The following is a 22,562-nucleotide window of genomic DNA, read 5'->3' as shown; positions in this document are numbered from 1 at the left end:
TAAAAAAATTGATACTTAAATATAAAAAAGGTGGTTTTATGAACATACTTATGCTGATGGATCAGTTTAGTGTTGGGGGAACAGAAACTCATGTACTTACACTATGTGAAACCTTAAATAAATCTAATATAAAAACAATGATTGTAACTTTAAATGAAAATAAAATTAATAGTCCATATAAAGGTAAAATTAATTTTAAAGTGATAGGTCAACATGAATGTAGAATTGAAAGATTAAAAAAACTCGTAAATCTATATAAAATAGATTTGATACACTGCCATGGCTTAGAAAGTATGATTCTTGCAAGAAAATTATATGATGTAACAAATACGCCTTATATAATAACAATTCATGGACTCTACTATTCTAAAGAATTACTATTATATGCATGTAAAAGGGCAAAACACATAATAGCAGTTAGTAAACCAGTAGAACAATTAGTATTTGACAGTGTCTCTAAAAATGACATAGACAAAATATCATTAATTTATAATGGAATTAAAATTAGAAAAGGTGATGAAATAATTCAAAATAATAATTTGAAATGTAAACTTGGAATCCCAATTGATGCCAAAGTAATTTTGTATTGTAGCAGACTTAGTTTTAGCAAAGGAAGGTTAGCTGAAAATTTGATACATCAAGCAAAAAATTTACTTAATGATAATATATATATATTAATAGTAGGAAACGGAGTAAAGAAAAAATCAATTGATTTTTATGCAAATCAAATAAATTGTGAGTACAAAAAAAATAAAATAATAACAATAGGCAACATTTACAACATAAATGCTTATTATGGAATAAGCGATATAGTAGTTGGAACTGGAAGAGTAGCAATTGAAGCATTGAATTTTTCAAAGCCAATAATTTGTACTGGGATAAAAGATTATTTAGGAATATTTAGTTTTGAAAATTATAATGAAATCTTAGATACTTACTTTGGAGATCATGGATTTAACCATAAAATTGAAAAATTAAACATTGAAAGTAGTATAAGATATCTGTTAGAAAACCCAGACAAATATAAAGAACTATCTGATTGGGGTAAGTCATATTGCGAGAGTAATTTTGACTTAGAGAAATTAATAAAACAATATATGGTTATTATCAATTAAGCACATGATTTTTATTATGTAAAAAGATTAAATGCAAAGTCATAAAGTAATTATATATTGTATGACGATTTTTATGTAAATATGACATTTTATAGGAGTGATACAATAATATGATTGATCAAAATTTAGTAAAACAAAGGATAGATCTAGGATTGGGATGGGTTGTACTTAATCAAAATCAAGATAAATCTTTTGGTACTTCGTATCCAATTTTAAATACTGCTTTAGTTGTATTAGAACTAGAGCAATATGCAATAAGCCAGGGGATTTATCCATTAGATGTGTCCTATAAATACTATAATAATTTAGTTGGTGCACTTGAATACTTATTTTTAAATGCAAATCAAAATAATCATGGTATTTATTATGAGGAAGATGGAAATATAAATTATACAATGGGTGTTGTATTAGCTGCTATATGTGCAAGTCAATCTCCAGATCAAATAATAAATAATGGGCCTAATTTTATAAAAGGCATATCTTATAAAACTTTTTCTCAAGATATGATTAATTATTTAGAATACTCACAGGAGTTTAACGGTGGATGGGGATATAGTATAAATAATTATGATGATATAGCTAATAATTATGTCTCAGGATATGTTGGATTAGGCTTGTTATTTGCTACAAATCCTTTGTATAAGTTTAACTTACAAGTAGATGGAAATACAGTTAATAGATTTAGTGATTGGGTTGATTATATACAAAACAATAATGGCGGTTCTGGATATAGCAACCCACAAGAAGATTTAGATATTTTAAAAACAGGAAACCTATTACTAGAAATGAACTTTTTAAACCGTCTTCAAACAGATAATAGTGTAATGGTAGCAACAAACTATAAAGCTAATAATTGGTATGAACCAGCTTATTTCTTAAATCCAGGATGGAACTCAAGTCCTGTTGCTAATTATCAGGCAACATATGCACTTATGGGTGGATTGACAGGATATGAATTTTATCAAATTGATCAGACTGTGCCTCCATTTGAAAAAATAGATTATATTAGTGACGTTACAAATGTTTTATTACAACAACAAAACTTAGATGGGTCTTTTAAGTCAAATCCTGATGACCCTGATCAAAGTGATCAGATGATGTCAACTATATGGGCACTACTTACTTTACAAGCTGTTCTTACTAGAACATATTATATAAGTTTAGTACTATCAAGTGATAACTCAATTGTAAGAGAAAATGATATTGTAACTTATACTGTTAATATATCTAATATAGGAAATGTAGATATATTAAATGCAGTTGTAAAAGATACAATTCCACCTGAGCTAAGCTTTATAGACGGAAGTGTTACTATAGATGGAGTAAATCAACCTGTGGGTGTTTCTCCAGTAAGTGGAATTGAAATAGGTTCAGTTAAGATAGGCAATACTAAGGTTGTGACATATAAATGCAAGGTATTGGCTAAAGATGAAACAGAAATTAAAAATATGGCGAATGTAACGTTTGACTATATACCACCATATGGAAGAATTATAACTAATAAAATAGAATACTCTAATGAGCTTTCTATTAGATCTACAATAACAAGTTTAGCTATCGCTGCTGAAGTAAACAAAACTACTGCAGTTGTAGGTGAAATTTTGACTTATACTATTGATGTAACAAATAATGGTAAAATATTTTTGAGTGATATTATTGTAATAGATCCTCTAGATCCAAACCTACAGTATATGAACAATCTGAAAATAAATGGAATTCCTACAGAGGGAAATATAGTAGATGGAGTAAATATAGGAAGTTTAGATATTGGGGAAACAACAGTAATAAATTTTGATGTTAAGATAATTAGTGTTCCTCCAAATGGAACAATATCAACTGAAATAACTGCAACTTATGACTATAATAAACCTGCCATTTTTACTACAAGAGAATTTGATGATGTTATAAAACAAGATAAACCTAGAATAACTATCTCAGCATATATTACTGTAGAGGTTACAATTCAAGTTATTGTTGTTAATCCAGAAGTCTCAGCCGTTAATAATGTTAGTGCTACTTCAATACAAATAGGAGAAACTGCTATTTATAATATTAAAATATCAAATAGTGGGAAGCTAGACTCTTTATCTACTTTATTTGCTACTGTATTCCCACCTCAGCTACAAGTCATAGAAATAAAATTAGATGGAATTGTTATAAGTGGGGACTTGGTTGCTGGAATAAGTTTAGGTCCAATTTTAAGTGGAAAAAATAAAACAGTTTCTATAACAGTTAAAGGTATAGGTTCAATTATAGATTATAGGAACAATAGTAAAATTACTATGGAATTTTTACCTGTTGTAGGAGATCCAGTATCCATAGTAAATCTAAATGCGACTGCAGATACAACTCTTTCTGTTGAAGATCCTCAACTTATTTTAACTGAATTTATATTCCCGACTTCTGCAAAACTATGTGATCAAGTAATATTTGAAATAAAAGCAAAAAATATAGGAAGTAGTACTTTGCAAAATGTTATAGTTTCAAATTTTTTACCTGCAAGTTTGCAATATGTACCATGTAGCATGTGTATAAACGGATGTGTAGCAATGAATGAAAATATATTCTGTGGAATATATTTAGGAACTATGTATCCAGAACAAGAATGCATAATCAGATTCAAAGCAAAGCTTATAGATGATTCATTTGATCCAATTTATAACTTTAGTCAAGCTAATTTTTATTATAGTAGCTCTGGAAATACAAGCGTACGTGGATATGCAAATAGCAATTTAGCATATTTATTTATAGATTAAATTTATGAAAATTAAATAACTATAAAATAAATCCTATAGAGTAGACTATAAAAGTTACCTATAGGATTTATTTTTGTATAAGTTACATGTGTTTAATAGGAATTATTTATTTTAATCCTAAATCTGAAAGCATTTGAGATATACCATAAGATTCATCATATTTTGAATAATATTCTTTAAAAACATCATCGATAGAAGAATTTTTATACACTTCAAATTCAATTCCTTTAAAATCGGCTTTAATGCAATTTATAGTAGTATTATTTAAATAGTTTTTTAATCGTAAAATGTAATCTTTTATTTCTTCTTGTGGAAGTACGTTTAGTTCTTTCACATTTTTAGCAATTATATAACCAGATTGATTTATTTCTTCAAAAGAAACATTTTGGATTAATTTATTTTTTAAATTTTCAATTGTATCCTCATCAAGTTCTAAATCATCTATACTTTGAACATCTAAAAGTTCTTGAATCTTGTCTAAAATCAAAGATTCACTCCAGCCATATTCAATACAATTATCGTTATTTTTAATTTCATTTTTCATAATTCAAATCTCCTAAGCTAAACTTTTTAGTATTATATAAAAATTATATCATTTTATATAAAAAATTAAAAAATATTTAATTCATAAAAAGTATTAAGTTAAAATTATGTAAAAATTTAACAAAAACTTTACTTAATATATTATAAAAAAAGCCGAAAATAAAATTAATAAATGAGGGCAAAATTCTCAATTTATGATGAAAAAGGAGGAATAACAAATTATGTCTGGATTAATTTTTTTAATACTAGGTTTTGGAGCTTTAATATTAGGGTTTATAGGTGAAGGCGGACATGCAGAAGCACTTATTTCATGGACTTCATTTGTAATTGTTTTTGGAGGTACATTTGGGTCTTTAGGAACGTCTTTCACTTTAAAACAATTAAAAAATATAGGAAGTATTTTGCGTGTAGCTTTTACTAGAAAATCAACAGATTTAATTGAATTAATTTTTTATTTTGACCATGTGCTACACAAAGTAAGAAAAGATGGTTTTTTAGGGCTTGAAGAAGAATTACAGGAAGATGAAAATATGAATCCTTTTATTAAAAAAGGACTTCAATCAGCAGTTGATGGGGTTAAACCCGAAGATATTAGAAATATGCTAGAAATAGAAGCTGCTATGAGCTCTAAGAGACACAAAACTGGAGCATCTATGTTTGACTCAGCAGGAGGAACTGCGCCTACTATGGGTATAGTTGGTACTGTTTTAGGATTGGTTCATGTTCTTGGAGGATTAGCTAAAGCAGATATGAACGCATTGGGAGGAAGTATATCTGCTGCATTCTTAGCAACGCTTTACGGTCTTGGTAGTGCAAACTTAATATTTCTTCCAATAGCAACTAGACTTAAAAATTTGGCTAAAGATGAACAACTTGAAAAGTTTATTATAATAGAAGCTATCTCATTGATTCAAGATAATGTAAGTCCAACAACTTTAAGGGACACACTTAAAGGATTTTTAAATACCAAAGATCAAATAAAATTAGAAAATAGGTATTTTGGGACTCAAAGTAGTGAGCTAAATAAGGAGGAACAACAAAGTGCATAAAAGAAAAATGTATGAAGAAGAGGAACAAGAACATGAAAACCATGAACGTTGGTTGCTTTCTTATGCAGATTTTATAACCTTATTAATGATTTTCTTTATAATAATGTATGCGATGAGTAGTATAGATAAAGGAAAGTATGAAAAATTAACAACAGCTTTAAATCAGGCTATGGGTGATGGTAGTGCTATTGCTGATACTGGAAGTAAAATGGGTGGAGAAGTAGGTAATGGACTAGTTGAAAATGAAAAATTAAAAAAGGTAAAAGAGAATATAGATAAATATTTAAAAGAAAATAACCTTTCAGATAGTGTAAGCACAACTATAGAAAAAAGAGGATTAGTCATTAGTTTTAAGGATTCTCTATTTTTTGACAGTGGCAAAGCAGAAGTAAGACCAGAGCAAGTTGATAAGCTGATTAAAATTAGTAAAATAATAAATCAATCTATGGGAAGTGAGAATTTTATAAAAGTTGAAGGTCATACAGACTCTGTGCCTGTACATAATAATGAGTATAAATCTAACTGGGATCTATCTGTAATGAGAGCTAGTAATGTTGCACAAATATTAATTGATAAAGCGGATATAGAACCAGATAGATTATCTGCTACAGGGTATGGAGAATATAGACCAAAAGCTGAAAATAGTACAAGTAAAGGTAAAGAGACCAATAGAAGAGTAGACTTATTAATTATGAACTCAAAATATAATGAAGTTGAAAATAATAAAAAGTAAGCTTATATAAATTAAACTGAATTTAGGTTAAAAACTAAATTGTAATTAAATAGCTATAATTATTACTAAAACCTACTAAACATATTTTAAAAATATTAATTTAGTAGGTTTTATATTTTATACAAAATCTTATGAAAATTATGTGTTATACTATTTATAAAGGAAAGTACAAATATTTTAATTCATATTGAAAAGGAAGAAAACGTATTACTAAAAGAACAGAGGATTATTATTAAATGACAAATTGGAGGGGATTAACATGAAAATAACTGAAGGATACATGCCTTTTGAAGGTTTTAAAACGTACTATCGTATAGTAGGAGAATCAACACAAGGAAAGAAACCATTAGTACTGCTTCATGGAGGACCAGGTTCTACACATAATTATTTTGAGGTGTTGGATAAAATTGCTGAAACTGGAAGACAAGTAATAATGTATGACCAAATCGGATGTGGAAACTCATTTGTAGAAGGACATCCTGAATTATTTAATGCTGATACTTGGATAAAAGAGCTTATTGAGCTTAGAAAGCATCTAGGGCTTGAAGAAATTCATTTATTAGGGCAATCTTGGGGTGGAATGCAAGCTATTTGGTATGCTATAGAATATAAGCCAAAGGGAATTAAATCATATATTCTTTCATCTACGCTTTCTTCTGCAAAACTTTGGGAAGAAGAACAAAAAAGAAGAATTTCATATATGAATAAAGCTGATCAAAAGGCATTGCTTGATGCAGTAAATTCTGGAGATTATTCTAGCGAGGAATATAATAGTGCACTGGATAAATTTATGGAAATGCATTGTGCAGGAAAAGTAACTGAAAATGATCCTGAGTGCTTAAGAAGAGCTAAAAAGGCAGGTTCAGAAGCATATGTTGTAGGATGGGGTCAAAATGAATTTTCTCCTACAGGAACTCTTTCTGGATATGAGTTTACAGATAGATTAAATGAAATAAAAGAGCCTTGTTTAATAACTAGTGGTTCTAGAGATTTATGCTCACCATATATTGCAAAGACTATGTATGATAAAATACCTAATAGTGAATGGGAACTGTTCCAATATTCAAGACATATGCCTTTTGTTGAGGAAAACGATAAATACATAGATGTTTTAACTAAATGGTTAGATAAAAATGATTAAAACTATATATAATAAAAAAAGATTAAGCGAATAATGCTTAATCTTTTTTTATTATATAAAACAATAGTTAAAAATTATTTATAATAATTATTATCTCTAAGCATTTGTGCTTGTTTGCGATTAGTTAAAAATTGTTTTAATTCAGTTAAACATAAAAATAAAATAGCTCTATTTTCAAACTCACTCCTATTTATCGGTAGTGGCTCATTTTTCATACTAATCATTAATCTATTTAACTCATCAAGCAGTTGATTTACAGTTTCTGATTCAAATGAAGCATGACCTATTTTATGTATAAAAGCTGATAAAATGTGTGCTTGTGGAGGAGCACAACTTAATTGTGATACATGAGTATATAAGCTTTCTAATATATCCCTTTGACTTTTAATAATATCCATGTGATCTAGAAAAAACTTAGTATCACTTAATAAACTATTATTAATATTGTCATAAGCATCAGAAATACTGCTATTAATAAGTTCATTTAGAGTATTTAAATCAAAAGTATATTTATTTGATTTATTAGGATTTACAATAATATCTGCTATGTCTATAAGTACAGTACTTACTTCATTTTGTAGTTTTCTTTGACCTTCATAGATTTTGTTTATGTTTGTGGGAATATACATATTTATAATAACTCCTATTCCAGCACCTATAACAAATATTCCAGCTTCGTTTAAAATTAAGCTAGTAGAAATGTCGCCTTTCATGAAGTAATGAGAGGCAATAACTACGCACATAGCTATAACATCTTGAATTTTTAATAAAAAGCAAATAAATATTATTATAAGTATAAATATTGAAAATGAAACTAAATTATATCCTAAAGTATTAAAGCATAAGTATGAAAAAACTGTGCACAAGAAAAATCCATATATCTTTCCGATAGCACCTTTAAGGGTTTCTTTTTTAGTATTTTTTACTGTAAGCAATACTATAACTCCAGCTACCATTGAATATTCTAAATTTAATAACCAAGCAATAAATATAGCCAAGGAACTTCCTAAGGATAATTTTATTATTTTAAGCATATTAATTTTATTCAAGTATAAACCTCCTTTGGATAAATCTATAATGTACATTTTATCATAAAATTTATATAGTTTAATGCAAAACAAATTAATATATATTTATTTGTTTGATAATTAATGATAAAGTTTAACTAGAAAAAATATGGAAAGGAGTAATAGATTATATGATTAGAAAATTAAAAAATGTAGACATAGAGAAAATAATGGATATATGGTTAGTAAGCACTATAAAAGCACATGACTTTATATCTAAAGAATACTGGCAAAATAATTATAATATTGTAAAAAATGAGTATATACCTATATCAGAAACATTTGTATATGAGAAAGATGGTGAGATAAAAGGTTTTATAAGTATTATAAATAATGAATTTATAGGAGCTTTATTTGTTGATATAAGATTTCAAGGTATGGGTATAGGAACTAAACTAATAAATTATTCTGTTGAAAAATACGAAAAACTTATTTTAGCAGTGTACAAAGAAAATAAAAATTCAGTAGAATTTTATACTAGAAAAGGATTTAAAATAATCGAAGAAGGATTAAATGAAGACTCTGGTTATCTAGAATATATAATGGGAAATAAAATATAAAATATGGTATTATATTAAAATATAAATATAGACTATACAGTTTGGAGGAACGATATGATAGAAAATACTAAAATTGGGTTTATTGGGTTTGGAAATATGGCAAAAGCTATAGCCGAAGGTCTTATTATAAAAAATGTTGTTAAGCCTAATCAAATTTATGCTTGTGCAAGAAATTGGGATAATTTATGTAAGAGCACTGAAGAAAATGGAATAAATGCATGTAAAACATCTCAAGAATTAGTAAATGAAAGTGATATAGTTATTATTGCTGTAAAACCTAATGTTATACCATCTATAATTGAACCTATAAAGGAATATTTAAAGAATAAAATAGTAGTTTCTGTAGCGGCAGGGTATACATTTGACAAATATGAAGAGTTGCTACTTCCTGGAACAGCACATTTAAGTACAATACCAAATACGCCTGTATCGATAGGAGAGGGTATTATAGTTGCAGAAAAGCGACATTCTTTGTCTGATAAACAGTATAAGCTAATAGACGATATATTTTCAAAAATAGCATTATTAGAATTTGTTGACAGCAATCAATTGTCTATAGCAGGAACTATCAGTGGGTGTGGCCCTGCATTTGCAAGCATGTTTATAGAAGCTTTATCAGATGCTGCTGTTAAACATGGATTAACACGTGAAGCATCTTATAAATTAGCTAGTCAAATGATTTTAGGAACTGGCAGACTTCAAATAGAAACAGGGAAACATCCTGGTGAAATGAAAGATGCAGTGTGTTCTCCTGGGGGAACAACTATATTAGGAGTAACTACACTAGATAAAAAAGGCTTTAGAGGAGCTATAGTTGATGCAATAGATGCAATTGAGGACAAGTAAAAGTTAAGAATGATGAATATGCCTCATTTAGATAAATATAAAAATGAGGTATATATTTATAAAATCATAGTTACTTAAATCCATAAGATATCCTTTTAAAAATTTCTCTGTTTAAGTGATTTAATTATACAATATAAAATTAAAAATCAAACTATAGTGTTGATTTAGTGCAATAATATAAAGAAATTAAACCAGGAATAACTGGTTATATATAATGAATTAGAAAAATTAGAAAATAAGGAAAATTATAAATTGATAATAATTATCATTTTCTATAGACAAATTGCGGAACATAATATATATTAAAACTTAAGGTGAAATATGGAAATTAATAGGGAGGGGTTAATATTGAATAAGAAAGTAGTAGGTATGGTTGTAACATCGATTGTAGCAATTTCATCTATAACAATAATTCCAAGTCTTGCATCACAAGATGAAAATAATAAAGCCAAGGAAAATAATGTTTCGATAGAAGAAAGCGTAGAAACTGCAAATACAAAAGTAGATGCAAAAGATAAATCTGTTGAGGATGAAGATTTAGAACTTGCAAAAGGAGAAACAACAAGGAGTGAAAGTAAAAGTACATATAAAAGTGCTAAAAGAGTAGAATCTAAAAATAGATCAGTAGCACAAAGTAAAAATAGGGTTGTAACAGAATCAAGTAATACATCGGGTAATAAAAATACACAAAGTTATGTAGTTGAAAATAAATATAATAACGACAAAAATAAATCAAACATTACATCAAGTAAAAACATAGAACGTAATAAAATAGAAAATAAAGATACAAACAAGCAAAATAATAACTTTATAGAATTAAATGCAGATACAAACAAAACAAATAATACACAAAGCAATAAAAGTAATGAAATTTCTAAGATAGAAAAGCCTAAAACAGAAAACAAGGATACTAATGAAAATAATAATTTTATAGAATTAAATACAGATACAAATAAAACAAATAATACACAAAGTAATAAAAATAATGAAACTTCTAAAACGGAAAAGCCTAAAACAGAAGATAAAATTACAAATGAAAAGGACAAAACTCCTATAAAAGAATATACAGATAAAAAAGATAATAATACTTCAACTGATAAAAATAAACCTAATACAGGTAATAACGATAAAATAGAAAAAAGAAGTAGCTTAAAAGCAAGTGATTTAAGAATATCACCTGCAGAGTTTATTGAAAGTGAAAAAGAACCAGGAAAAGTAGAAAATAAAGTAAAAGTAACTATATCAAATGATACAAAAGCTATTTTTGCAAAAGATATAGATGGTGATGTAGATGCATTGGCATCAGCTAGTGCAATGGGGCTTAACAAAGGATACAAGCTTAATGTAAAAAGAGAGAATGACAAAAACATTACTTTATCGTTAGTTGGAAAAGCAGAAAATCATAATGCTAATATAAATAAAGATAAGAGTAAAAGTGACTATAATAAAAACGATATTTATGGAGACTTTAAACTTCTAATGCTACCAGAATTTTTTGAAAATAAGAGTAGTGTAGAAAATGGAGGATTATATGCAATTGCAGATATAATATATAAAGACTCAGAACAAGCAAAAGAAAATAATATAGTAAACTTAAGTAAAACTAAGCTAATAAAAGTAGAAGAAACAGGATACGCAGTAGTTACATTAGCTAAAGGAAATATTGATAATACTAAAATAACTATTAACTCTAAAGAAGTAAAACCAACAAGAGTAAATAGTGAAGGAACTATTGTTAAATTTGAAGTTAACCCAAATGAAATAGTAAAAATAGAGGTAACACAAGGAAATAATAGTGAAGACTTTGTATTAAACGAAAAAGGGAAATCGTTTACGAAAGTTATTGGAAATGAAGCACCAGACAAAATATTAGTATCTGGACCAATGAGCAAGCTTGATTATCATCAAGCCAACTTTGATTCAAAAGGTAATATAAGATTAAAACCAAGTAAAACTACTTTCTCTACATCAAAAGAAGTTGTAGTTAAAGATGAGACACTACCTCAAATTGATATATCAAAAACTAAATTAGGTAAAGATGTAGTTATAAACATAGATGAAAATACAGACAAGGCTAAGAAGTGGCAAAAAAAAATATACAGCATAGAAACTGTGGCTGATAATAATCCTAATGTGACTTCTAAATTGCAATATTCTTTAGAAAATGGGAAAATAGTAATTGATAAAAATTCAGCAGCTATAAATGATAGAAATGGAATACATAATATTAGAATCAAGTCTGAAGGATATAATGACTTAAATACTAAAATAGAAATTGTAAAATCTGCAGGGAAGATATTATTATCAGGAAACTATAATTTCTATGCAAACAATGAATTACTATTTGAATTAGAAGGATTTAATTATGCAGTAGTAAATCCAATATATGAAGTAAGATTGGATGGAAAAGCATTAAAAGGTAATTGTAAGGACTATCATATAGTAGATTATCTAATAAGACTTGAGAATAACTGCATAGACAAACTTACAAAAGGTAAACATGAATTAACAGTAAAAGCCCATGGATTTGAAGATTTTAATAGGACTTTCTATTTAGAAGAAGCGCCTAAAGGACTTGAAAACTCTTCAATGGGACACGGTGAAAAAGTTAAACTTGATAAAATTGAAAATATGCAAATGATAAATTCAGGTAATAAAAAAGTTGAAAGTAAAATAGAAGTAGATGCTATAGGAAGTGCAAGTGATAAAGGTAGTTCAAGTGAAACTCCAGATGCAGTAGGTGGAGCAAGTGGAGGTAGTACAATAATAAGAGGAAACATAGTTTATGATTTTGATCTGTTATCAAATGCTATGATACTTAATAATTTAGGTATGGCAACTAAAAATTCTAGTGAAGTATTATCTTGGTGGAATGCTATGACTAAGGATGCAGTTTTAACAAACGAATCTACTAAAGTTATAGATTATAAGAAATATAAAAATGCAGTTAATGAAGCTAAGGGTAATGGAGAATATTTAACATTTAAAAATTATTATGACAAGATTGAAAATAGTGATTATTTAAATAACCCATATCAAATTAAGTACATATTAGAAAATGGGTTATTTGGCAATGTACAAACATATTCTCAGGAAAACTTAAAGATAGTTCCTAAGATGACTGTTAGTGGAAATAAAGAAGATAAAATTTACTTAATAATTGAGAATGACACTCAATATCTAAAAAAACTAAAAAATGTATTAATAGGAATGAATATACTACCTAAAGATGCTTATAAAGTAGAAGCAAATAAAATAACTATAACTGATACATATTTATTAAAACATGGAGATAACACTATAAAACTACAAGCTAAGGGATATAAAGAAGCAAGTGTAGATATAAATCTATTAAAGAATAGTTCTAAGTTAGGGTTAAGTAAAGATGAAAATAACAACATTATTGTTAAATTAGATAAAAACTATAAAAATAAGATAGAATCTATAACATTAAATGGAAAAGCATTACTTGATGATACTCAACTTGGCGGAAATAGTGGAGATTATGAATATAAAGGTGATATCTTAGTATTAAGAAGTAAACTATTTGATACTAATAAAGATCGTCAATACACAGTAGTTATAAAAGCTAACGGATATAAAGATTCAAAAGCTATATTTAATTTAAATGAGTTAAGTACGAAGGAAGTTGATAAAATTAAAGTTCCAGACTATGTAAAATTAAGTAATGAAAACAAATATTACAAAAACGAAAGTATTTTAGTTGATGTTGAAAGAATGTTTGATACTAAATATAGAGATGATATAAAAGAAGTATTATTAGATGGTAAAAAAGTAATGTATTCAAATCCAATTGGTAATTTTTACTCTATAGAATTAGGAAGTAAAAACTTTAAGGAAGAAAAAACTTACAAACTTACTATAAAAACAAATAAATATGAAGATTTTAATACTGATATAAAAATAGTAAATAAAGTTGAAAAGAAAGAAGCGCCAAAACTAGAGGTTAAAACTGAAAATAATAAGACTATATTTACTTCAAAGGATGATAAATATATAGATACTGTATCAGCAGTTAAGGTAGACTATAAAACTATTGATAAAAAAGATTATATTGTAGAAAATAATAAATTAACTATATTAGATAAACTATCAGAAGGAACTAAAGTTACTTTTGAATCTGATAAGTATGAAAACCATTTATATGTAGTGCCTAAGACTGAAGATACTTCAAAAGAAAATGACAAAACTGGAAAAACAAATGTTCCAAACTATGTATCCTTAAATAATGGAAATAAATATAAAGTAAATCAACAAGTTGTAGTTGATATTAAAAATCCTTTAGATAGCAAGTATTTAGATGATATAAAAGAAGTATTGCTAGATAGTAAAAAAGTAGATTACAAAGAATCAAATACGTACTTTAACTCTATAGTATTAGGAAGTGAAAATTTCAAAGAAGAAAAAACTTATAAGCTTACTATAAAAACAAATAAATATAAAGATTTTAATACTGATATAAAAATAGGGGATAAAACTGATGAGGTAGATAAAACAGATAAAGAAGATAACAAAAAAGATGAAGAAAAGCAAGTTCCGAATGTAGTTGAAGATGTACAGGGTGGACTACTTAATAAAGCTAGATTTACTTCAGACGCTGAGTATATAAAATCTATATCAAGAGTTAAATTAAACAATGAAAATCTTGAGAGAAAAGGCAGTTTAAGTCCAAATGAAGGTTACAATATGGAAAATGGTACTTTAACTATTTTAAATAAGTTAATAGGTGGAGATAAGATTACTTTTGAGTCTGATAAGTATGAGAATTATACATATGTAGTTCATAAAAAGTCAGTAAATATAGATGTAAGTAGAAATTCAAATAATAAATTTGTATTTAGTTCTAATGAGCAAGCTTGGACTAAGTCTGTAGAAGTTTTAGTTAATGGATCTAAGATTAATGCAAGCGAGTTTAAATCTGATTTTGGGAAGGTAACTATATTAAAGGATGTAGAACCAGGTGATATGGTGGTTATACAATCAGCAGGATATAATGATTTTGAGTACGAAGTAGCTTTATTAAAAGCGAATGTTAATGTTAAGAAGAATACTTTGTTTAATAAGAGCTATTCATTTACAGCAAGTGATGATAGTTGGAAAGGTAATATAACTTCTATTAAGGTAAATGGTGCTGAGATTAATAAGACTAGTGATTATAGTGCAACTGAGGGATATAAGGAAAACTACAATAGTGGAGTTGATGTGTACAATTCTTTAAGTAGTGGAGATACTGTGAGTATTAAAGCTAATGGATATGAAGCATTTACTTATGTGGTAAGTTAGGTAAACAAGGTAGGGTCGCTCGGGTGTGGTATAGAATGTTTGTTCCATACAAGCTGAAAAGATGCTTGCAAATTTCGCTGCTCCTTATATACCACACCCGAGCTAGTTACCTTTGGTTAGAATTTGAGGTAAGGATGAAGAGGAAGATATGAAAAAGAACTTTTTAATAATAACAATTGTATTTGTACTTATGTTAGTTGGATGTGAGAAGAAGGAGTATCAGGCTTATAGTATGGATACTTATGCTATGGGGTCTTATATGAATGTAGCTATATATTCAGATGAGGTTGTTGAGGATGGTGTGTTTGATGAGATTGAGAGCACTATTCATGCTATAGATAAGAGGATGTCTATTAATAGTAAGGATATTGTCAGTGAGGTTGATAAGGTTAATGGTAGCGCTGGTAAGAGTTTTGAGAAGGTTAGTGAGGATACTTTTTATCTTATAAAGGAAGGCAAGAGGCATACTAAGGAAACTGATAATAATTTAGATATTGCTATAGGCTCTACTGTTAAGCTTTGGAATGTTGGTTTTGATAATGCAAGTGTTCCAAGTGATGAGGATATTCAAAAGTCACTAGAACATATAGATATAGATAGTGTTTTGTTAGATGAGAAGCGTAGTTCTGTTAAGCTAGCAAAGGAAGGTATGATGATTGATTTAGGTGCTATTGCTAAGGGATATGTTGCAGATAAGGTGAAGGATATTATAGTTGATAATGGCTATGAACATGCTGTTTTAAATATAGGCGGAAATATAATGTGTGTTGGAGAAAAGTATGATTCAAAGCCATATAAGATAGGTATTAGAGATGGTAATAAGTCTAGTAAGGATTATCTTGGAACTCTTGAGATTGTAGATAAGTCTGTTGTAACTTCAGGTATTTATGAGCGTAATTTTATTCAAGATGGTAAGTTATATCATCATATATTAGATAGTAAAACTGGATATCCAGTCGAGAATAATATTTTAGGAGTTTCTATAATTTCAAAGAAGTCAACTCAGTGTGATGCATTATCAACTGCTGTATTTTCTATGGGATTAGAAGATGGGCTTAAGTATGTAAATGATAAAGAGGGTATAGAAGCTATTTTTGTAACTAAGGATAATAAGATTTATCTAAGTGATAATATAAAAAATAATTTTAATCTTATATCACCAGAATATGTTATTTCTAATTAATAATTTACAAAATCATAATTGCTAATAAATAAAAACTGATTCTTAGTAAAACTAGGAATCAGTTTTTACATGAGTTAAAATTGTTTTAAATTTATAAAACTTACAAACTAAATATCTATAAATCAAATGATAAAATTGTATCCATACAATTAATTTTAAAAACTATATAAACTTAAAAATATTGAATAAATACTATGATTGTACTACACTTAAATTGATTTTAGACAAATTAAGGGGGAAAAATAAAATGGAAAATGGGTACAATTTAAATAGGGATTTAGCTCAAACTTTAAAAGGTGGAGTAATAATGGATGTAACTAACAAGGAAGAGGCAATTATTGCGCAAAACGCAGGAGCATGTGCAGTAATGGCACTCGAAAGGGTACCTTCTGATATAAGAAAGCAAGGTGGAGTAGCGAGAATGTCGGATCCAAATATGATAAAAGAAATACAAGATGCTGTAAGTATACCTGTTATGGCTAAAGTAAGAATAGGTCACTTTGTAGAAGCTCAGATACTTCAAGCACTAAAGATTGATTTTATAGATGAGAGTGAAGTTTTAACACCAGCAGATAATATGTATCATATTAATAAAAACAGCTTTGAGATTCCTTTTGTATGTGGAGCAAGAAATTTAGGAGAAGCTTTAAGAAGAATTGGAGAAGGAGCTATGATGATAAGAACTAAGGGAGAAGCTGGAACTGGGGATGTAGTTGAAGCTGTAAAACATATGAGGACTATGAACTCTGATATAAAGAAGATAGTGTCAATGGATGAAGAAGAACTTATGAATGCTTCTAAAGAAATGGGGGCTCCATACAATTTGATCAAGTATGTAAATGAATATGGAAAGCTGCCTGTGGTTAATTTTGCAGCAGGAGGAATAGCAACTCCAGCTGATGCTGCGTTAATGATGCAATTAGGATGTGATGGGGTATTTGTAGGATCAGGAATATTTAAATCAAGCAATCCTCAAAAAAGAGCGGAAGCAATAGTAAAAGCTGTTAACAACTATAACAATTCTAAAGTACTTGCTGAAATATCTGGAAATTTAGGAGAAGCCATGCATGGAATATCTGTAGCCAGTTTAAAATTAGAAGAACAACTATCTGTAAGATGATGAAAAATCTTATAAAAATACATAAATTTTATTTACAAACATTTTCCCTAAGGCTAATATAGCTTTAGGGAATTTTATTTTAAATTTGTACAAATATTCTGTTTAAATTCGTGAAAAAAGTATATTAATATAATGAGAAATAAATATATATAAAACTAATCATATAAAGGAAAGGCACAATATGGAAGAAGCAAAAATTTTAAAAATGATAGATAATAACCCTAATATTATATCAACTATAAATAACCCAACAGATGAAATGAAGTTGCTTGCAGTTAAAAAAAATGGTTTGGCTTTAGCTCATATAAAAAATGCAAATATAGAAATTCAAGAGACGGCTATAAATAATAATATTAGAGCAATTAAATATATAGAAAATCCAAGTGAAGATATGATGATTAAAGCTATAAATTCTGGGTGGAGCTTATTAGATTATATAAAAAATCCAACAGAGAAGGTTTTTAAATTAGCCTTAAATCAATCAGGATGGGCAATTCAATATATAAAAAATCCAAGCGAAGAATTACAGTTACTAGCAGTTAAAAAAAATTATGATTCAATAAAATATATAAAAAATCCTTGTAAAAATGCTCAAATAGAAGCAGTAAAAGAAAATTATGGGGCATTAAAATATATAAATTTACCTACGTATGAAGCAGAAACTATAGCGATTAAACAAAATGAAGCGGCTATTACATTCATAACAGATTTAGATAAGGATAAAATGTTAGCTTTTTTAAAAATAAATATTTTAGTTATAAAATATTTAGAAAGAGAAATATCAGAATATGAATTAGAAGAGATTCTGAAACAAGTATTATCAAATGAAGATGTTGAAGAAAAATATGTAAGAGACTTTTTAAATTGTAATATTATAGGTCGAAATAGTGAAAATTTCAAAATGGATAAGATAATGTTCATTTATAAATATGGAAGCAAAACAGCAAAAAAAATAGCTGTAGATGAAAAATTAAAGATGATTTAGGAGAGAGACAGTATGAATTTTATAGATACAATAAAGAGTGTTAATTTAGTATTAGCTACAGGGGAAGTACCTTTAGTAGTTGGAGAAAGTGGTATAGGAAAAACTGCATTAGCAAAAAAAATTGCTAAAGAAAATGATTGGAGTTTAATTGTTATAGATGGAAACTTGCTTAAGGAAGGTGAGATAGGAGGACTTCCAACAGTAGAATCTTATGTAGTACTTAACTCAAATGGAGAAAATATAGAAAAGAAAACTACAATATATGCAGTTCATAATAAGTTAAGGGAAATTGATGAACAAATAGCTAAAGGAAGAACTGTTTTATTATTTATAGATGAGATAAATAGATGTGAACATACGGTACAGCAAGAACTTATGAATCTTATACTAAATAGAGAAATAAATGGATATAAATTAGATGATGCAGTTAAAATATTAGCTGCAATGAATCCATCAAGCAAATATGGCTCAGATTTTGACTATCAGGTTGTGGATATGGATGCAGCTCAAGAGAATAGATTTGTATGGTTAAATATGGAATCTGATCATACTCAGTGGATAAACTGGGCGATACGAGAGGGTATAGAAGATAAAGTAATAGAATTTATATCGACTTTCCCTGAATATCTTCATAAAATAAATGATGAAGATGTTAGAGCAACTCCTAGAAGTTATGAGCGAGTTTCTAAAAGTTATACGATTTTTAAAGAGCAAAAAGATTTAATACCTAGATCTGTATTTTTAAATGTAATAAAAGGAAATGTAGGAAAAGTTATAGCTGAAGAGTTTATAAGTTTCATTGAATCAGATTGTAGTCCTTTAGTATCATATGAAGATATTTTTTTAGGAGAAATATTAGATTCAGAAATTATAGAAAAAGTAAAAAATGAAAGTCATACAAGGTTGTACCTATCAGCTATGAATATTTTAAAAAAGCTAGAGTTAAATATAAAAGATAATAATGATTCAAAAGTTTATATAGATAGATTAATTGAGTTTTTTAAATTATATCCTATAGATTTAATGGTTGGAATTATGAAAGATATTAAGAGTAATTATCCAGAATTATATAAAATAGCTATAGAAAATGAAAGATTTGTAGAACTATATTTTGAATCTTATAGTCTAATAAGGGGATAGAGTATGGAAAATTATTTTATTAAACAAACAGAAGACCTTTATTATAGAGCAAATGAAATAATTAACCAATTTTCTATGTTAAAAGCTAATCGTAAAGGTGAAAAATTTGAACTAGATGTGCCAAAAGATTTTAAAAATGAATTTTTTAAACTTGTAGATAAAGTTAGCTTAAGCATCATGGAAGATAAAGATAACTTCTATGGATATTTTTTATTTCAAATGGGAAGGGAAATAAGATTTGATATAAGTAGTCCAACTGCTGTAAACTTTAAAGGGGCAAAGTATATTATATATTTTAATCCTTTAATATTTTTAAACCTTAACATGAGACAAATGGAAAGCACAATAAAGCATGAAATTCTTCATGTAGTATCAATGCATTTAATAAGAGCGAAAAAATTAAAAGGAAATTACAGTACATTAGCTATAAACATGGCTATGGATATAGTAGTAAATAAGTTTTTAAATAACCTACCTCCATATGCTACTACCCTAGAATCGGTAAATGTAAAATATTCTATGAAGCTTGAGCCATATGAAACATTTGAATATTATGTTGAAAATATTCAGACTGAACTCAGCTTGATGGAACAAGATGATGAAGGTGAAGTGGATGATAGTAATGTAGGAGAAGATGTAGAAACTGAATTTAGCCCTGAACATACTCATGATATATGGGAAGACTCAGAAGATATAGAAGAAAGAACTTTTAAAGAGTTTACTGAAAAATTTGTTAATAATGCTCAAAAAGGAAAACTTCCAGATTATTTAGAAGAAATGATATCAGCTCTTAAAAATAGTAAAGGTGAATTACCATGGAATTTATATTTAAAAAAATTGATGGGAACAGTTGAAAGTAACAAAAAGAAGACTATAACAAGACGAAATAGAAGACAGCCAAATAGATTGGATTTAAGAGGAGAACTTAGAGGACATAAAGCAGAAATTGCAGTAGCACTTGATATAAGTGGAAGCATTAGCGATGAAGAATTTAAACAAGCTATTAAGGAAGTACTAAATATAGTAAAAAACTATAACCAGGAAATTACTATTATAGAATGTGATAATGAAATTAAAAGAACTTATAAAGTTAAATCTTATAAAGATATAAAGGATAGACTCAAAATAAGAGGAGGAACTAAATTTTCACCAGTGTTTAGTTATGCTAATAATAAAAAAATTAATTTATTGGTGTATTTTACAGATGGGAAAGGAGAAGAAAGATTACAAGTAATTCCTAGAGGATATAAGATTTTATGGGTTATATCTGGTAGAGGAGACAAGTTATCTTTAAAAGAGCCTTATGGAGCAGTTAAAAAACTTAGCAAGGTTAAAATTAAAGAAACAACTATAGATATGAGTGATGTTAGAGATGATGGATACTCAATGAATAATCAAGCTCCAACATTGTAAGTTATTAAAGCACATTGATAAAAAATCGATGTGCTTTATTTTTTAATCTTAAGTAAAATATATTTAATAATATTTGTGGATAAACTATGACAAATCAAACTTAAGCATGATATATATAAACTTTGGGCAATATTAAAATAAATAGCATTTATAAAGGAGTAGACATATATATGATTAAAAAGTTACTTATCGTTGTTTTGATTAGTATTTTTATAGCACCTTTTTTTTCAAATACTACATTTGCACAAGATAGATATTATCCAAAGGTAGAAAACTTACAGGGTAAAGAACAACTAATCACTGAACTTGAGGAGTTAAAAAGGATTAGAGAAAATATGAGTACAATCAATATTAAGGCTGATTTAGACTCGGAGGGTTTAAACAATGCAAATAAGTATATAAGTGCATATTTAACAGAGCTTACTTCAGTTAGAAATGATTTAGAAACTCATAGGATTAGATATAAAGATTCTTTTGCAGATTTATATTTTTCAGAACAAATACAATTTATAGCTGATAGTTATGTAATAAGCTTAAGACAACAGCAAAACTTAATAAAACAACTAGAAAAAAACAATTCTGATGCAGAAAAATTATTTGAGTCTGATTATCTTACTCCAGCATACTACTACATTACATTAGGCGATCAAATGTATTCATATATAGTTGAATATTTCGCTATTTTATAAAAAATTATATTTTTAAAAATCATAAAAAGAAAGGCATGATGATTTTCACATGTCTTTCTTTTTTCTTTCAAAAATGTAACCTTAATGAAAGATATATAAATATTAATAAAAATATACTTGTGATAATCTTATATACGAATATACAAATGAATATATGAAGTAGAAATTAAAGGAGAAAAAATATGCAAAAGTTCAGTAGCTTTACACTAAAAATTATGGCAATTATATTTATGGCAATGGATCATATATATACTTATTTTAGCCCTGCTGGTGTTGATATTCCTATATGGTTTGGATATTTAGGGAAATTAGCAGCACCAATATTCTTTTATCTAATAGTAGAAGGATTTTTCTATACGAGAAGCAGAACTAAATATATAACTAGAGTTTTTTCAATGGGAGTACTTATGATAGGGGTAGATTTTTTAATTGGAATTGATAATAACATTTTCTTATCAATAGGATGCGCTTTAGTAATGCTTGTAGGAATAGATACAGCTAAAGATAAAGAAAATCAGTTAATTAAGAGAATAATAGGAGCTTTACTAGGTACTTTATTCATGATTATAGGTGGGTTATTTACTGAGTCATCTATATTTGGAGTAGCTATGGTATTAATATTTTATTTCTTTAGAGATAAAAAGCTTACTATGTCTATATTATATATTGCGATGGGATTATTTGTTTTGATGAGTGCAATGGGCCCAAATTTTATAGAAGCAGTAACCTTATGGGATTATCAATGGATGATGGTATTTGCAATAATTCCTATACTTATGTACAATGGCAAGTTAGGATTGAGCAATAAATTTATAAAATGGATGTTTTATTGGTTCTATCCAATACATTTAATTGTAATTGTATCTGCAGCAAAATTAATAGCTAGTTAATTTAAAAAAGGAAGTAATTTAAATTACT

At 27.5% G+C, this 22,562-nt stretch carries 17 protein-coding genes; 15 read left to right on the top strand and 2 right to left on the bottom strand.

Annotated elements, in window-relative coordinates; all coding sequences use genetic code 11:
- The first annotated feature begins 38 nt into the window (after positions 1–38).
- The gene (locus tag KXZ80_RS09565) at positions 39–1,115 is read left to right on the top strand and encodes a glycosyltransferase (RefSeq protein ID WP_021433255.1); all 1,077 of its coding nucleotides are present in this window, start codon (positions 39–41) and stop codon (positions 1,113–1,115) included.
- A gap of 110 nt (positions 1,116–1,225) precedes the next feature.
- Positions 1,226–3,871: a DUF11 domain-containing protein gene (locus KXZ80_RS09560; protein ID WP_021433254.1), complete on the top strand. Its 2,646-nt coding sequence runs from the start codon at positions 1,226–1,228 to the stop codon at positions 3,869–3,871.
- A gap of 106 nt (positions 3,872–3,977) precedes the next feature.
- Here the strand turns inward: KXZ80_RS09560 and KXZ80_RS09555 are convergent, their stop codons facing one another.
- On the bottom strand, positions 3,978–4,415 hold the full coding sequence (locus KXZ80_RS09555; protein ID WP_021433253.1) for a hypothetical protein: 438 nt from the start codon (positions 4,413–4,415) through the stop codon (positions 3,978–3,980).
- Between the two features lie 220 nt (positions 4,416–4,635).
- Between KXZ80_RS09555 and KXZ80_RS09550 the strand changes: the two genes are divergently transcribed.
- From KXZ80_RS09550 to pepI, 3 genes are all read left to right on the top strand, one after another.
- Positions 4,636–5,463, top strand: coding sequence for a motility protein A (locus KXZ80_RS09550; protein WP_021433252.1), 828 nt, complete (start codon positions 4,636–4,638; stop codon positions 5,461–5,463).
- Positions 5,456–6,196, top strand: a complete 741-nt coding sequence (locus KXZ80_RS09545; RefSeq protein ID WP_021433251.1) for an OmpA/MotB family protein — start codon at positions 5,456–5,458, stop codon at positions 6,194–6,196. The genes KXZ80_RS09550 and KXZ80_RS09545 overlap by 8 nt, the downstream gene beginning before the upstream one ends.
- A gap of 259 nt (positions 6,197–6,455) precedes the next feature.
- Entirely contained in the window at positions 6,456–7,337 is an 882-nt protein-coding gene (gene pepI, locus KXZ80_RS09540) for a proline iminopeptidase (RefSeq protein ID WP_021433250.1), read from the top strand.
- A gap of 74 nt (positions 7,338–7,411) precedes the next feature.
- On the opposite strand, the gene KXZ80_RS09535 is transcribed toward pepI, so the two are convergent.
- On the bottom strand, positions 7,412–8,386 hold the full coding sequence (locus KXZ80_RS09535) for an aromatic acid exporter family protein (protein ID WP_021433249.1): 975 nt from the start codon (positions 8,384–8,386) through the stop codon (positions 7,412–7,414).
- Positions 8,387–8,535: 149 nt separating this feature from the next.
- On the opposite strand from KXZ80_RS09535, the gene KXZ80_RS09530 reads away from it, so the two are divergent.
- The 10 genes from KXZ80_RS09530 (at position 8,536) to KXZ80_RS09485 (ending at position 22,534) form a co-directional block, all read left to right on the top strand.
- Positions 8,536–8,964 (top strand): N-acetyltransferase, encoded by a 429-nt coding sequence (locus tag KXZ80_RS09530; protein WP_021433248.1) that lies wholly within the window; start codon positions 8,536–8,538, stop codon positions 8,962–8,964.
- 54 nt (positions 8,965–9,018) lie between these two features.
- The gene (gene proC / locus KXZ80_RS09525) at positions 9,019–9,810 is read left to right on the top strand and encodes a pyrroline-5-carboxylate reductase (RefSeq protein ID WP_021433247.1); all 792 of its coding nucleotides are present in this window, start codon (positions 9,019–9,021) and stop codon (positions 9,808–9,810) included.
- A 348-nt stretch (positions 9,811–10,158) separates the two neighbouring features.
- The gene (locus tag KXZ80_RS09520) at positions 10,159–15,114 is read left to right on the top strand and encodes a hemoblobin-interacting domain-containing protein (protein ID WP_021433246.1); all 4,956 of its coding nucleotides are present in this window, start codon (positions 10,159–10,161) and stop codon (positions 15,112–15,114) included.
- A 148-nt stretch (positions 15,115–15,262) separates the two neighbouring features.
- Complete coding sequence (locus KXZ80_RS09515; protein ID WP_021433245.1) at positions 15,263–16,297, top strand: FAD:protein FMN transferase; 1,035 nt, start codon at positions 15,263–15,265, stop codon at positions 16,295–16,297.
- A 247-nt stretch (positions 16,298–16,544) separates the two neighbouring features.
- Positions 16,545–17,417 (top strand): pyridoxal 5'-phosphate synthase lyase subunit PdxS, encoded by an 873-nt coding sequence (pdxS, locus tag KXZ80_RS09510; protein WP_021433244.1) that lies wholly within the window; start codon positions 16,545–16,547, stop codon positions 17,415–17,417.
- Between the two features lie 181 nt (positions 17,418–17,598).
- Positions 17,599–18,402, top strand: coding sequence for a hypothetical protein (locus KXZ80_RS09505; RefSeq protein WP_021433243.1), 804 nt, complete (start codon positions 17,599–17,601; stop codon positions 18,400–18,402).
- Between the two features lie 12 nt (positions 18,403–18,414).
- Positions 18,415–19,542: an ATP-binding protein gene (locus KXZ80_RS09500; RefSeq protein WP_021433242.1), complete on the top strand. Its 1,128-nt coding sequence runs from the start codon at positions 18,415–18,417 to the stop codon at positions 19,540–19,542.
- A gap of 3 nt (positions 19,543–19,545) precedes the next feature.
- The gene (locus tag KXZ80_RS09495; RefSeq protein WP_021433241.1) at positions 19,546–20,955 is read left to right on the top strand and encodes a vWA domain-containing protein; all 1,410 of its coding nucleotides are present in this window, start codon (positions 19,546–19,548) and stop codon (positions 20,953–20,955) included.
- A gap of 170 nt (positions 20,956–21,125) precedes the next feature.
- Entirely contained in the window at positions 21,126–21,644 is a 519-nt protein-coding gene (locus KXZ80_RS09490) for a hypothetical protein (protein WP_021433240.1), read from the top strand.
- A 182-nt stretch (positions 21,645–21,826) separates the two neighbouring features.
- Positions 21,827–22,534 (top strand): TraX family protein, encoded by a 708-nt coding sequence (locus KXZ80_RS09485; protein WP_021433239.1) that lies wholly within the window; start codon positions 21,827–21,829, stop codon positions 22,532–22,534.
- Positions 22,535–22,562 lie beyond the last annotated feature (28 nt).

Source organism: Paraclostridium bifermentans (assembly GCF_019916025.1).
In the GTDB taxonomy this organism is placed as follows: Bacteria; Bacillota; Clostridia; order Peptostreptococcales; family Peptostreptococcaceae; genus Paraclostridium; species Paraclostridium bifermentans.
The sequence above is the reverse complement of the archived record's forward strand: the minus strand, read 5'-3'. Positions and strand labels throughout refer to the sequence as shown.